This window comes from Paenibacillus wenxiniae (assembly GCF_039822605.1).
GTDB lineage: Bacteria > Bacillota > Bacilli > Paenibacillales > Paenibacillaceae > Saccharibacillus > Saccharibacillus wenxiniae.
On record NZ_JBCGUH010000005.1, the window covers coordinates 19768 to 33007 of the forward strand.

The window sequence follows — 13240 nt, forward strand, 5'->3', positions numbered from 1 at the left end:
ATATAATAGTAGAAACTCGTTTTATTTGATCATTTATTGCAATTTTAGCACCAAAAAAGCCTCCACATCGGCGCGATACGCATCAATGTGGAGGCTTTCCATATCAAGACTTGGTGTTTAGTTTGAAATGGTTGATTGGTAATACATGTTAAGGTTTACTACCACGTGTTGGATCAGGCTTTACGCGGAAGCGAGCAATAAGATCCAGCAATGGACGTTTCGTTTGTCCGACAAGACCGATGAGTTCAGCACCGATCTGCATGACAAACATCATGACGCAGATCACAACAAAGGTAACCCAGTTGGCATCGTTAATTGCTGCCGAAGATTGGATGATCGCCAGTACACCGAAGAAGGAAGCAATTCCATAAATCAGGAGTACGGTTTGACGATGACTCAATCCAAGTTCACGCAAGCAATGATGCAAGTGACCTTTATCCGGTGCAAAGATCGGCTTCTTATGTACCCAACGACGAATGATAGCGAAGAACGTATCCGACAAAGGTACGCCGATAATAATCAGCGGTGTAATAAATGACACGACTGCGATCTGTTTGAATCCTAGCAAGGACAGCATCGCAAGGCTGAAACCGAGGAATAATGAGCCTGTATCTCCCATAAAAATCTTAGCAGGATGGAAGTTGAAATACAGGAATCCTACGATTGCTCCCAGCAGCAGCACACAAAGCAGTGCCACAGGGTAGTTACCCATAATTAAGGACATTGTAAAAATACTACCGATCGCAATAGCGGAAACACCAGCTGCCAGTCCATCCAGACCGTCAATCAGGTTAATGGCATTTGTTACCCCAACGATCCAGAAGATCGTCAGCGGAATCGAAATCCAGTTTTCCAGTGCGAAATAATTATCCTGAAAAGGAATATCTACAAAATCAACACGAATACCGTATCCAAATACAACTGTGCACGCAGCGACGAGTTGTCCGATCAGTTTTACTTTGGCTGACAGCTCAAAGCGGTCATCCAATACACCGATCAGTACAATGATAGAACCTGCTGTAAAGAAGGCCTTCATGAAATTGGCATCACGGGCAGGAAGATCAAAAGGTAAAAATGGCAACACCACCAGAAATGAAATGACTAACGCCAGGAAAATTCCTAGACCGCCCATACGTGGCATAATACGTGTGTGCACTTTGCGAGCATTCGGAACATCAACTGCTCCAATTCGAATCGCAAACCTTTTGACGAGTGGTGTAAGAACAAGCGCCAAAGCGAGCGCCAGCGCAAACCCAAGAATACAAACGATTAACATTTGGCTTTTCGACCCCCAATTTATCTCACGGAGCCAATTATACTCCGTTCGAATCTAAACACCAAGCTTTTTTTGACGATTTTAAAGCTATTTTTTCAAAAAAAATGATGATTTACTGCACTTTTGTTACACTTTCCTTATCTTTGAGCACTTTTACAGCAAATTTGGGCAGCACAAGCATTCGCTTATAACGGTGCGGCTCTTTTAGCAGGCGATAAAACCATTCCAGCCGCATCTTCTGAAACAGCACCGGCGCGCGTTTCGTTCTGCCGGAGATGATATCGAAGCTACCACCAACACCCATCATAATCGGTACACCGAGTTCATGCTTGTATTTACCAATCCAGGGTTCCTGTGTATCCAAACCCCGCGCTACAAACAAAATATCCGGATTCGCTTCACGTATCGCTGCGATGACTTCCGCATCCTGATCCGCTCCAAAAAATCCGTCACGATAGCCTGCAATTACAGTACCCGGATATAAACTTTGTAACCGAGCCGCTGTATCCTGAATCACGTCCGGCGACGAGCCGAGCAGATAAACTTTCCAGCCGCGTGTCTGACCGAGATCCATTAAACGATGCAACAGATCAAACCCGGCCACGCGCTCAGCTACCGGTTGTCCGCATGTAGAGGCTGCCCATACCAGACCTGCTCCATCAGGAACGAGTAGTTCTGCATTTTGCATCACTTGCATATAATGGGGCTGCTCCAGCGCAGTCATAATCATAATCGGATTGGCTGTAATAATCTGATTCGGTTGCCGCTGCTTGATCAGGTGCTCCACATGGCGTACCGTATCATCCATATTCAGTTTGGAAACATTCAGACCATAAATAGGCACGGTCGGAATCGTAGTCGATGCATTCATGTAAGGATCACCTTTGTCCTAAAAAATAATGAGCGATAAACTTCGCTGGTTGCGCAGCATCCTGCTTGAGTGCAGCAATGTATGCAGCTTTATCCTGCTTCCACTCTACTGCTGTATCCAGCACATGCAGCATATCGTTCAACAAACGATCTGGCTGCACTTCTTCGCTCGTACCCGATGGCTGGATCGCCAGCCGATTCAAAAATTGATCAATCTTCGGATCATAAGAAATACCTAGCAGCGGAACATGCTGAGATGCCGCATAAATGAGACTATGCAGACGCATGCCGAGTACCAGATCACATCGGCTGACTTCAGCTAGCATTTGCTGCGGATCAACGATCTGTTCAGCTGTGCTGATTGTACTGCCCGAAGTATGAATATCGCCGATTCGTTGAATCACATAAGCTGAAGCCTGCTCATCTTCCGGTAAATGAAACGGCAGAAACCGTAAATGTACCGGACGCTGACGTGCTAGCTGTTGTAAGGCATCAGCAATACCATTCAGCTCACGCCGCTGTTTATCCCAGAAACGAAGTGAGATTCCGATCAGTGGTACAGCATTAGCATCAGCTTCAACATGGACATTCGGATTCACTGTATTGCTGTCCACAGCTAAAGGTATCATATCATTTTCAGCATCGGGATGACCAGTTTCTGCGACTTTTAACGGGCTATTTTGCATCGACACAGCGGATGGGGCAGCTCCAAATGCTTCATGGTCAGGCAATGGTAGTCCCATAACCGGATCAGCCACAACGGTAATGCGATTGGAATCGAGTCCCATTCTGCCAAGCAATGCAGCCGATTCCTGATCACGTACCGAAACATACGCACTCTTACGGAATACATTGCGAATCCATTTGAAAAAGACGCCTTTTTCGACCGGGCCTACACCCTGCGCATAAATAAATACAGGCTTACGTGCCCACTGTGCGATATGGATAATACCTAGATAATAAGGAATGGTGAGTGGACCGGTCGCATCTTGAAGCAGGCTACCGCCACCGCTAATCAGCCCATCACTTTCCTTCATCAGCGCACGAATCTCACCTAGCTTCATCCGGTGTACAGAGCGCACACCGTACATGCGCGCTGTCCATTCCGGATCGTTGGACAGTACAACAGGGACGATCTTAATCCCTGCTGTCTGCTCCTGATCAGCAAGCGAGTTCAAAATGGATTTGAGTACAGCTTCATCGCCGCTATTTCGAAATCCATAATAGCCGGAAATTACGATTTGAACAGAGACGGAGCCCATTTACGCCAACACCTTTCGATAATTTGCCAGATGACAATCGCCACGAGTCCAAGTACCAGACCCAGTCCCATACCAAGCAAACCACGAGTCAAGGAGATCAATACAGGCGAATGGATATGGGCAAATGTATCGACCATCGACAATTGTCCAATCGAAGCGATAATTAGCAGATAAATCGCCTGACGATACTTCGCAGCGATAAAGATCCCTACAATAAAGATCGGATGTGCCATCAAAAATTCCTTATTACGCGGACGTACATTGAATATAGATTCCAGCGCATTACGGAAATGCATTTCAAGTGGTGATACCGCCCCTGCATTACCGGTACGCGATAGATAATACATACCTACTACACCGACAATACCAAGCACGATAACCCATGTTAAGGTGATCGGACGTGTGAGCAGCTTGCGAATACCAGCAAAGCCAAAGCTTTCTTTACCACGATAAAACGCGATATACAAAGCGGTCAGCGCAATCGGTGCAAAGTGCAGCAAGCTCACTCCACGGAACTGGTTAATGACGAGCTGGTATGTAATATCGTCCAGCAAGCCGATAATGAACAACGCCCCTGTAAGCGACCATAATGATGTGCGCAGGAAGAGCAGTATCGATTGTACTACTCGTTGACCAACCGTCAGATTATGTCTGGATTCGTACAGACGATCTACTGCTTTCACGGCATAGATCATCGCAATCGTCGGAATACTGATCGCTGCCAGCAATGCTACACCTTGTTCCAGCAGCAATGATTTGTGGATCACAATCAAGCCAGCGCTCCCGATCAGTCCAAGTACAAATACGGCCAATGTCAGTCTGCGTACAAAATAGTAAGCCAACAGCGCAATGGCTGCCAGTGCTCCAATCAGTACAATGAGCTTCACATAGCGCTCCATCGGGAACGTATGCACATCACGCGCAACAGCAGGTCCCAGCTTGAAGCCGTTCTTTTCAATATCTTGAATCGCATGACCTTTCGCCTGTAGACTCAAAATCACATTTTCAATCGAATTCGTCATCGCTGCCTTCGTTGTATCACGAGACACAGCCAGATTTATATACATCATGCGAATATTGCGATCTTTACTTGCCAGTACAAAGCGGTCAGCTACTGTAATCGGATCAAGCTGTGAATCTGCCTGACTTAGTGAATACAGACGTACTACATTGTAATTGTTCAAATAAGCGAGTTTGCTAAAGCCATCCTGTGGCTTTTTCAAATTCTCGATCGCTGCAATAGCGATATGATGCTGTTTGAGCAGCGAAGCAAATGCCGCAATGCTATGCTTTTCGATATCATCATTAAAGCCCGTTACGCTCGCACCATCAAACAAAATCGTTTTAACGCCATAAGTCGTAAACTCGTCAAGCATTTGGCTCATTACCGATTGATTGTACGGCAACGCATCATTCAGACGCGGTACAATCTGGAAGCCCATATCATGCAATGTTTTCATCGCAACCGGATCGGGATCAAGTGGTTTCAAACCCGCATCATCGGTCGATGTTTGAATCATCATGCCAGGCAGATTTTGATACGTCCAGGAGGAAACCGGAATCGCCAGCGAATTAAATACACGCTCCAATACAGGACGAATCATTTCTTCGTTCTCTTTGCTCGTAAATTGAACGTAAGTAAAATTATCATTGAGTGGAATCACCTGATTTTGGCGATTAGCCACATCCGCAGAACTATACACATGCAGTCGACCGGAAGATTGCAGCTCAGGCAAATTACTCTGATACAAAGCTACAGAGCCGACTCCGGCATTTTTAAGCAATTGCAGCTGCTCCCTAATATAATCCTGGGGATGAGGCTGATACGACGCAATAGAAATCAGATCACGATAGTTGAATACAAACTCTACATTTTGGGACGTGTGCTCTGTTTGGATCCGGCTCATTGCTACCGGTAAGGATGCAACCATCCCGATGATAACGAGTATCCATAACCATTTTGCAGAACGATTGTTCCAATGTTGCCATTTCTGAACCACTCAAGTACCTCCTTAATAATTCCGTTACCCCCATCCGGCAAAAGGACTCTTCTGCCGCTGGGCATAACGAATGGTTCCGTCATCAGAGTACACGTCTGACAACGGAACCTCTTCATTCATCTGCTTTATTATATACTGTTTGTTCGCTTAAAGCCTACTGTCAAATTACGCCTGTTTTTCAAGTAAAACTTAGCCGTCTACGCGGCTCATCACTGCTTGTTTGAGTCCATTCATACGTGCTTCCGAATCGTTTAACGAGTCACCGCGTACAGCAAAGTACACTTTGATCTTCGGCTCGGTGCCGGATGGACGCAGGCAGAACCATGAGCCATCTTCCAGCATAAATTTCAGTACGTTTTCTTTAGGCAATCCGTTTAGTCCTTTGGAGTAATCAAGCGCTTCGGTTACTTTGACGCCCCCGATTTCTGCTGGACTGTTACTACGCCAGTTTTCCATAATCGCTTGAATCTGTGCAACACCGTCTTTCCCTTTCAGCGTGCGCGATTCCAGACTTTCCTGGAAGTAGCCAAATTGAGTATACAGCTCTTGCAGCACATCAAACAATGTTTTGCCCTGTTGCTTGTAATAAGCAGCGGCTTCGCTGATCAACAGCGCAGCCACAACGGCATCTTTATCACGTGCATAATTACCAGCCAGGTAGCCATAGCTTTCCTCGTAACCGAACAGGAACGTATGCTCACCTGTTTGCTCGAACTGGTTCATTTTCTCACCGATATATTTGAAGCCTGTGAGCGTGTTGTATACGGTAGCGTTGTAATGTTCTGCAATCGCAGCACCCATTTCACTCGTTACGATCGTTTTCACAACTGCGCCATTTGCTGGCAACTTACCTTGTTCCTGCAATTGACCGAGATAATAATGAATCATAATTGCACCGGACTGGTTACCTGTCAGCACAAAATATTTGCCATTATTGTCTTTAACAACAGCTCCCATACGGTCACTGTCTGGGTCGGTACCGATCAGAATGTCCGCACCGATTTTTTCACCTAGCTCAATCGCCAGTGTGAACGCTTCACGTTCTTCCGGGTTAGGTGATTTGACTGTGCTAAAGTTGCCGTCTGGCTCTTGTTGTTGCTCTACGATCGTTACATTGGAGAAGCCCAGACGTTTCAATCCTTCTTTCACCGGACGATAGCCTGTACCATGTAACGGTGTATAGATAATGTTCAGGTTCTTACCTGCTTCACCAGCAAGCAGCTCACGATTAACGCTGATCGAAGTAACGGTATCGAGGAAAGCTTCATCCTCATCGTCGCCCAGCCATACGAGCAATCCTTGCTGCTCGGCTGCATCGCGCTCCAGACGCTTAATGTTGGCAAACGAAGATACCTGACGAATCTGTTCGATCACTTGCTCTGCTTCATCGGGTACGAGCTGTCCGCCACTTGCATTGTATACTTTATAGCCATTGTATTCCGGTGGATTATGGCTTGCCGTAATGACAATACCGCCACTTGCTTTCAGATGACGAACTGCAAACGAAAGCTCCGGCGTAGAACGCAAGGACGGGAACAGTTTCGCTACGATCCCATTGCCTGCCAGTACCAATGCTGCTTCCAGTGCAAACTCAGGCGAAAAGTGACGGGAATCATGTGCGATAACAACCGACGGCTTATCCGCTCCAGTATGTACGGACAAAACATACTCAGCCAGACCCTGTGTAGCCCGACCTACTGTATAGCTATTCATGCGATTGCTGCCTGCTCCAATGACACCACGCAGACCACCTGTACCAAATTCCAGATCTCTATAAAAACGGTCTTCCAATTCGGATACCTGTCCATCCAGGCTTTGCAGCTCTTGTTTTGTCTGCTCGTCAATCGACGGATCGCCCAGCCATTGATCCAGGTTATGCTTTGCTTGTTCGCTAAGTGTTGTCATTATATCCATCCCTTCTCTATCCGTTAGTAGGGTGCAACCTATCCAAGTATACTATTCATGTTACCGATCAGGCTTTGTTCGGATCGGTAAGAGCAAACATAATTTCGCCTTCTGCAACGACTTTGCCATCCACAGTAGCGACCGCACGACCTTTACCGATCGATGCTTTCATACGTGTGATTTCTACTTCCAAACGCAGTGTATCCCCTGGTACAACCTGCCCACGGAAACGCACACCGTCAATACCCGCAAACATCGCCAGCTTGCTGCGATTCGCTTCTACTTTCAAAATAGCAGCGGCGCCAACCTGTGCCAGTGCCTCCACAATCAGCACACCCGGCATTACCGGATAGCCTGGAAAATGTCCCGTGAAGAACGGTTCATTTATGGTCACATTTTTAATCCCAACTGCGCGTTTGCCTTCTTCCAGTTCCAGCAGTCGATCCACCAGCAGAAATGGTGGGCGGTGTGGAATAATTTCTTGAATTTGCTGTATATCGTACATGCAGATAAAACTCCTCTCATCCAGCGTCACATGAAGACGCGGAATCCATAGTAGGGACTCTCACTTCAAGCGCTTGCTCAGCTTGAAACGGACCGGTAAGCCTGGTCAGGCATTCCACATCATTATAACGGTTTCGGCATAAAAAATAAAACTCCTGCAAAAGCAGGAGTTTTGAATAAGATGCTTTATTTATGGTGCGTAAACAAGCTGGAAAACATGCGCCCATGTTTCGGGATATAACACGTCAGCAATGCTGTGATGTCCAAGTGCAGAATAGCCTACAGCCATTCCGATCACGAGTGCAGCTGCAAAGCCGACTAACACGAGCATAAACTGCAAAGTTTTCATCCCTGCTGAGCGGGCAGAAGCTGCTGGCTTTTTCTCCTGCTTATGCTCTTTGGGTTCGGAAGCTTCTGGTCTGCGCGTTAGCTTCCGATTCGGTGCAGCCTTTTGCGTTTTAGCTGCTTCCTGAATAGCTGAACGACGACTAGCCACGGAGCGAGTTCGTGATCGTCATCATTTGGTCGCTCGATGACAGCGCACGTGCTGCCAGCTGATAAGCACGTTGTACATTAATCATGTCTGTCATTTCACTGCTCAGGTCAACGTTCGAACCTTCCAGATAACCCTGACGAATCTGGGTATCTGCGGACATCACGCCAGCTACCTGATTACGCTGTACATTGGCTGGCAATGCAAAGAAGTTACCATCCATTTGTTGCAGACCTTCTGGATGAATAATGCGATCCACACCGATACGCATTGGACGTTGCACATCCTGACCATTCACAGTTACCGTTTTGGTAGCGATTTTCACACGACCCAGACCATCGGTCGAACGAATCACACCTTGAGCATCAATATCAATTTTCGTTTTGGCAGGAACTTTTACAGGCTGTCCGTCCTGATCCAGTAATAGATAGCCTTGATCTGTAGCCATATACGCATTGTTTGGTTCATTGGCTACCGGCACATAGTGAAAAGAACCTTCACGCGTCCAGCCTTCCTGACCGTCTGCGCTTACGCGGAACATCGCGTCCCCTTGAATCGCAAGATCGGTAGGACTGTCTGTCTGATGCAGTTCACCTTGAGTCATATTTCTTGTAACTTCACCCATACGAGCACCGAAACCGATATTGTAGCCACTTGCTGTAATACGGCCTGGCAATTGCGAAGCTGCTCCAGGCTGTTGTTTCACCGCTGTGAATACATCCTCAAATGTCGCATCTTTGCTTTTGTAACCTACCGTATCCGAGTTGGCAATATTATCCGACACAACGCCCAGCTTTTGTTGAATACCGCTCATCGCCACCATAGCGCTGATCATGGAGTTGTTCATTATTGACCTCCTTTGATTGACAGTTGTCTCATGTTATTATACACGACCGACCTCGTTAACGGCTTTATCCAAACTTTTATCGTAAAACTGAATCACTTTTTGGTTAGATTCATACGCGCGCAGTGCAGCAGTCAGTTCAACCATCGACGCAGCCGCATCGACGGTAGAGCCTTCGAGATAACCTTGACGAATCTCTACGTTGTCGCCTGCTTGAAGTTGTCGAACACCAGCTGTTGCTGGATTGTTCACGGTAAACAGTCCATCACCTATACGTGTCATCAAACCCGGTTGATTAACTACAGTAATACCGATCCGCCCAACTTCTCCACCGGTCGCCTTCGCTGTAATAATACCGCGTGAGTCTACGTTATAATCATACATCGATCCTTGAAGCGTGATCGGATTACCATTAGGACCCAGTACCGGGTTGCCTGTTGTCGTTAACAGATTGCCTGCACCATTCAAATGGAAATTACCATCACGCGTATAGCCCGTGTTGCCATCTTTACCTGTAACCGTAAAAAAAGCTTGCGGGCGATACGTGACCGTACCGTTTTCCGCTACATATTTGCCTGAAGAATCGAAAGGAATGTTTTGTCCGGTTGCCGGATCAGCGAGATTGATATCCGATACAATGGCAAAGTCATCAGCGGAGTCTGTAGGATGTACATCACCCTGTACGTTCATTGATACACTTTCCTCAGCCAGTACACCTGTATTGATTTTGCCGATCTGCCGATTGGTCATGCCCTCATCGCCATTACTTAGCGATAGCAGCATCTCTGGAAAAGCACGCTCAATACTATCGACCTGCTTGTAACCTGGCGTATTGATGTTGGCGATATTCTGTGTCACTGTATCATGACGACGTTGCTGAGTAATCATTCCCGACGCGGCAGTATAAAGACCTCTTAGCATGTACCGGATACTCCTCTCAACTTTAAAAATTCCATTCCGATGCTTATCTATACATATATCATTCATTATATACGACGATTGACGGCCATTGCCTGACTACGCAGGATGTGCCTGTTACATATTATATCGGTTAGTTTAGAACTTTTTTTTAGATACTTTATCCAGATTATTCAACATTAATCCAGTTCCTTTAACGACACAGTGCATCGGGTCTTCCGCTACAAGCACAGGAACATGAAGTTCTTGCGAAAGCAGCTCTTCCAAACCATCTAACAAAGCGCCACCGCCGGTTAAAATAACACCGCGATCGATAATGTCTGCTGATAGCTCTGGTGGAGTTTGCTCCAGCACCAGCTTCGCAGAGCTAACGATGGATGAGATCGTATCGGATAACGCACGCTGTACTTCATTCGCTGTAATCGTGACCGTTTTGGGCAGTCCGGAAACCATATCACGACCGCGAATATCCAGTTCGCGCTGCACACCGCTTGGACGAACCGTTGCAATGCTAATTTTGATGTCCTCCGATGTACGTTCGCCGATCATCAGCTTGTATTCGTTTTTAATGTAACGCATGATTGCTTCATCGAATTTGTCACCAGCTACTTTCAAAGAGGAAGCTGTAACGATGTCGCCCATCGACAATACCGCGATATCGGTCGTACCACCACCGATATCGATGACCATGTTTCCACTCGGCTCGTAAATGTTCATGCCTGCGCCAATTGCAGCAGCTTTCGGCTCCGCTTCCAAAAATACTTCTTTTGCACCGCTACGTTCTGCTGCTTCACGAATCGCTTTTTGTTCCACAGAAGTAATATTGGTCGGTGCACAAATTAAAATGCGCGGATGACTGTACCAGTTGCGCGCGCCTACTTTATCAATAAAGTACTTCAACATCGTCTCGGTTACTTCAAAATCAGCGATAACGCCATCGCGCAGTGGACGAATCGCCACAATATTTCCTGGCGTTCTACCGATCATCCGGCGTGCTTCCTCACCTACCGCAAGCACACGCTTCGTGTCCGTCTCCAGTGTAACAACGGAAGGTTCATCCAGAACCACACCTCTGCCTTTTACATGAATGAGTACATTCGCCGTACCCAGATCAATTCCGATATCCTTGCTAAACATGTCAAGAGCCTCCAAAAGTCGTATTTCCGGTAAAAGAGTCTCTTATCACCACACCGTCAGGGCGAATTCACCAACATAGCTGTCTGAATCAGTGGCGGATGCCATTTATCTCAGAATTCGCATTTCGTCCAAATGCTCAGATCGTCAAACTCTAATCACGGTCAATCTTTATTAAAATTAGCATACTTGATACACGTATTCAACGATATTATATGTCAAATACCTGTCGAAGTGAGCGAATGTTCGGAAATAAGCCGATTTGCACATAAAAAGACCGGACACGTGGTCCGGCCTGTTCGCTTCGCTATAAGAAACTATGATTCGATGTAACAGTACAGCATCGAGATGTGGATCCAGCTAAGCTTTTTAGTGTGCATTACCAAAGCGCTTGCTGGTCATCCCTACAACTAGCGCTTAAACACCAGTTGGCTGTACGTTCAGCACAGGAGTACCTGTGAGCTTAGGCTTGCTTGCTACTTCTTCCGAAGCAGCAGGAGCAATGACAACTGGCTTATCTTCTTCCTCTTCCAGACGCCAGATGTTCGCGCCCAGACCGGAAAGTTTTTCTGCCAGATGTACATATCCGCGATCGATATGATGAGTGCCGCCAACCTCAGTTGTACCTTCTGAAACCAGACCTGCACAAATGAGAGCTGCACCAGCACGTAGATCGGTCGCACATACTTTAGCTCCGACAAGCGCTGCGCCGCCAGTAACGATCGAAGTTCTGCCTTCGATACGAATACCAGCATTCATCAAGTTAAACTCATCGACATGCATAAAGCGGTTTTCGAATACGGTTTCTGTAATGATAGAAGTACCTTCGGAAGCCAGCATCAGCGCCATCATTTGCGCTTGCATGTCTGTAGGGAAACCTGGATAAGGCAATGTTTTCACGTCCACAGCACGTAGTGGATGATTAGCAACGACACGCACACCATTTTCGTCTGGTGTGATTTCAACGCCCATCTCCTCCATCTTGGCAATAACAGGACCGAGGTGATCGGCAATTGCGCCTTCCACATATACATCTCCGCCTGTGATTGCAGCAGCAACCATATACGTACCTGCTTCGATCCGGTCAGGAATAACCGTATGTTCGGTTCCGTGAAGCTTCTCCACACCCTCAATACGGATCACACCTGTACCAGCACCGCGTACTTTTGCACCCATCCCGTTCAAGAAGTTAGCCAGATCCACAATTTCAGGTTCTTTAGCCGCATTCTCAATCGTTGTGATGCCTTCAGCCAGTGTCGCAGCCATCATAATATTTTCGGTTGCGCCTACGCTTGCCACATCCAGATAGATTTTCGTTCCACGCAGTCTACCGTCACATTTGGCTTCGATGTAGCCTTGACCCAGATTAATCTGAGCGCCCATCGCTTCAAAGCCTTTCAGATGCTGATCAATCGGACGTGTTCCGATTGCACAGCCACCTGGCAGCGAGATACGAGTTTGACCAAGACGAGTCAGAAGCGGACCCATAACCAGGAACGAAGCACGCATCTTACTTACCCATTCATATGGCGCTTCACAGGACGAAAGTTCCTGTGCATCCACGTGGATCGTCTCGTTCTGGTATGTAACCACAGCTCCCAGCGATTCCAATACTTTGTTGATTGTCATTACATCGTCTAGGGAAGGTGCTTCATGAATAATACTTGCACCTTTTTCTCCCAGTAAAGAGGCAGCAATAATCGGGAGAACTGAATTCTTAGCTCCGCTTACCTTGACATTCCCTGTCAATCGCTTGCCACCGCGGACGATAAATTTGCTCATTAGGTTTCCCTCCGCGCGTCATTTTGCTTGTACGGCATAATAAGTAGATGTGAATAGTAAGGTGAACATGGCGGTGGCGATGATCTTGCTGTCTGAATATGAAGTGCCAGCCTGTCTATTATGCTATTCGGTTCCATTTTAAGATGCCTATTGCATGTAAATGTTAATAGTTAGTGTTGTGATTAGTGTTCCAGTGACAGTTCCATACATTCGTTCCATCCATACAATCATGAAAAACATTTATGAACATAG

Annotated in this window: 11 protein-coding genes; all 11 read right to left on the minus strand. The window is 46.7% G+C overall.

Annotation, left to right across the window (positions count from 1 at the left end; all coding sequences use genetic code 11):
- Positions 1-148: 148 nt before the first annotated feature.
- Positions 149-1276 (minus strand): glycosyltransferase family 4 protein, encoded by a 1128-nt coding sequence (locus AAHF22_RS10870; protein WP_347325032.1) that lies wholly within the window; start codon positions 1274-1276, stop codon positions 149-151.
- A 112-nt stretch (positions 1277-1388) separates the two neighbouring features.
- On the minus strand, positions 1389-2147 hold the full coding sequence (locus AAHF22_RS10875; protein WP_347325033.1) for a WecB/TagA/CpsF family glycosyltransferase: 759 nt from the start codon (positions 2145-2147) through the stop codon (positions 1389-1391).
- 7 nt (positions 2148-2154) lie between these two features.
- Positions 2155-3408: a polysaccharide pyruvyl transferase CsaB gene (gene csaB / locus AAHF22_RS10880; protein WP_347325034.1), complete on the minus strand. Its 1254-nt coding sequence runs from the start codon at positions 3406-3408 to the stop codon at positions 2155-2157.
- Entirely contained in the window at positions 3381-5408 is a 2028-nt protein-coding gene (locus AAHF22_RS10885) for a DUF5693 family protein (RefSeq protein ID WP_347325035.1), read from the minus strand. The genes csaB and AAHF22_RS10885 overlap by 28 nt, the downstream gene beginning before the upstream one ends.
- 189 nt (positions 5409-5597) lie before the next feature.
- On the minus strand, positions 5598-7313 hold the full coding sequence (locus AAHF22_RS10890; RefSeq protein ID WP_347325036.1) for a phospho-sugar mutase: 1716 nt from the start codon (positions 7311-7313) through the stop codon (positions 5598-5600).
- 67 nt (positions 7314-7380) lie between these two features.
- Entirely contained in the window at positions 7381-7818 is a 438-nt protein-coding gene (gene fabZ, locus AAHF22_RS10895) for a 3-hydroxyacyl-ACP dehydratase FabZ (protein WP_347325037.1), read from the minus strand.
- A gap of 189 nt (positions 7819-8007) precedes the next feature.
- Positions 8008-8313 carry a DNA-directed RNA polymerase subunit beta gene (locus AAHF22_RS10900; RefSeq protein WP_347325038.1) on the minus strand — a complete coding sequence of 102 codons (306 nt, stop codon included), beginning with the start codon at positions 8311-8313 and terminating at the stop codon, positions 8008-8010.
- Entirely contained in the window at positions 8306-9157 is an 852-nt protein-coding gene (locus tag AAHF22_RS10905; protein ID WP_347325039.1) for a flagellar hook-basal body protein, read from the minus strand. Before AAHF22_RS10905 ends, AAHF22_RS10900 begins: the two co-directional genes overlap by 8 nt.
- Before the next feature lie 36 nt (positions 9158-9193).
- A complete protein-coding gene (locus AAHF22_RS10910; protein ID WP_347325040.1) occupies positions 9194-10075 on the minus strand; it encodes a flagellar hook-basal body protein in 882 nt (293 codons plus the stop codon).
- A 135-nt stretch (positions 10076-10210) separates the two neighbouring features.
- Positions 10211-11209, minus strand: a complete 999-nt coding sequence (locus AAHF22_RS10915; RefSeq protein WP_347325041.1) for a rod shape-determining protein — start codon at positions 11207-11209, stop codon at positions 10211-10213.
- 414 nt (positions 11210-11623) lie between these two features.
- Positions 11624-12988 (minus strand): UDP-N-acetylglucosamine 1-carboxyvinyltransferase, encoded by a 1365-nt coding sequence (murA, locus tag AAHF22_RS10920; RefSeq protein WP_347325042.1) that lies wholly within the window; start codon positions 12986-12988, stop codon positions 11624-11626.
- Positions 12989-13240 lie beyond the last annotated feature (252 nt).

Bases quoted from the DNA above. Each gene is read 5' to 3' on its own strand.
- AAHF22_RS10870 (WP_347325032.1), bottom strand. From the start codon at position 1,276: ATGTTAATCGTTTGTATTCTTGGGTTTGCGCTGGCGCTCGCTTTGGCG.
- AAHF22_RS10875 (WP_347325033.1), bottom strand. From the start codon at position 2,147: ATGAATGCATCGACTACGATTCCGACCGTGCCTATTTATGGTCTGAAT.
- csaB (WP_347325034.1), bottom strand. From the start codon at position 3,408: ATGGGCTCCGTCTCTGTTCAAATCGTAATTTCCGGCTATTATGGATTT.
- AAHF22_RS10890 (WP_347325036.1), bottom strand. From the start codon at position 7,313: ATGACAACACTTAGCGAACAAGCAAAGCATAACCTGGATCAATGGCTG.
- fabZ (WP_347325037.1), bottom strand. From the start codon at position 7,818: ATGTACGATATACAGCAAATTCAAGAAATTATTCCACACCGCCCACCA.
- AAHF22_RS10905 (WP_347325039.1), bottom strand. From the start codon at position 9,157: ATGAACAACTCCATGATCAGCGCTATGGTGGCGATGAGCGGTATTCAA.
- AAHF22_RS10910 (WP_347325040.1), bottom strand. From the start codon at position 10,075: ATGCTAAGAGGTCTTTATACTGCCGCGTCGGGAATGATTACTCAGCAA.
- AAHF22_RS10915 (WP_347325041.1), bottom strand. From the start codon at position 11,209: ATGTTTAGCAAGGATATCGGAATTGATCTGGGTACGGCGAATGTACTC.
- murA (WP_347325042.1), bottom strand. From the start codon at position 12,988: ATGAGCAAATTTATCGTCCGCGGTGGCAAGCGATTGACAGGGAATGTC.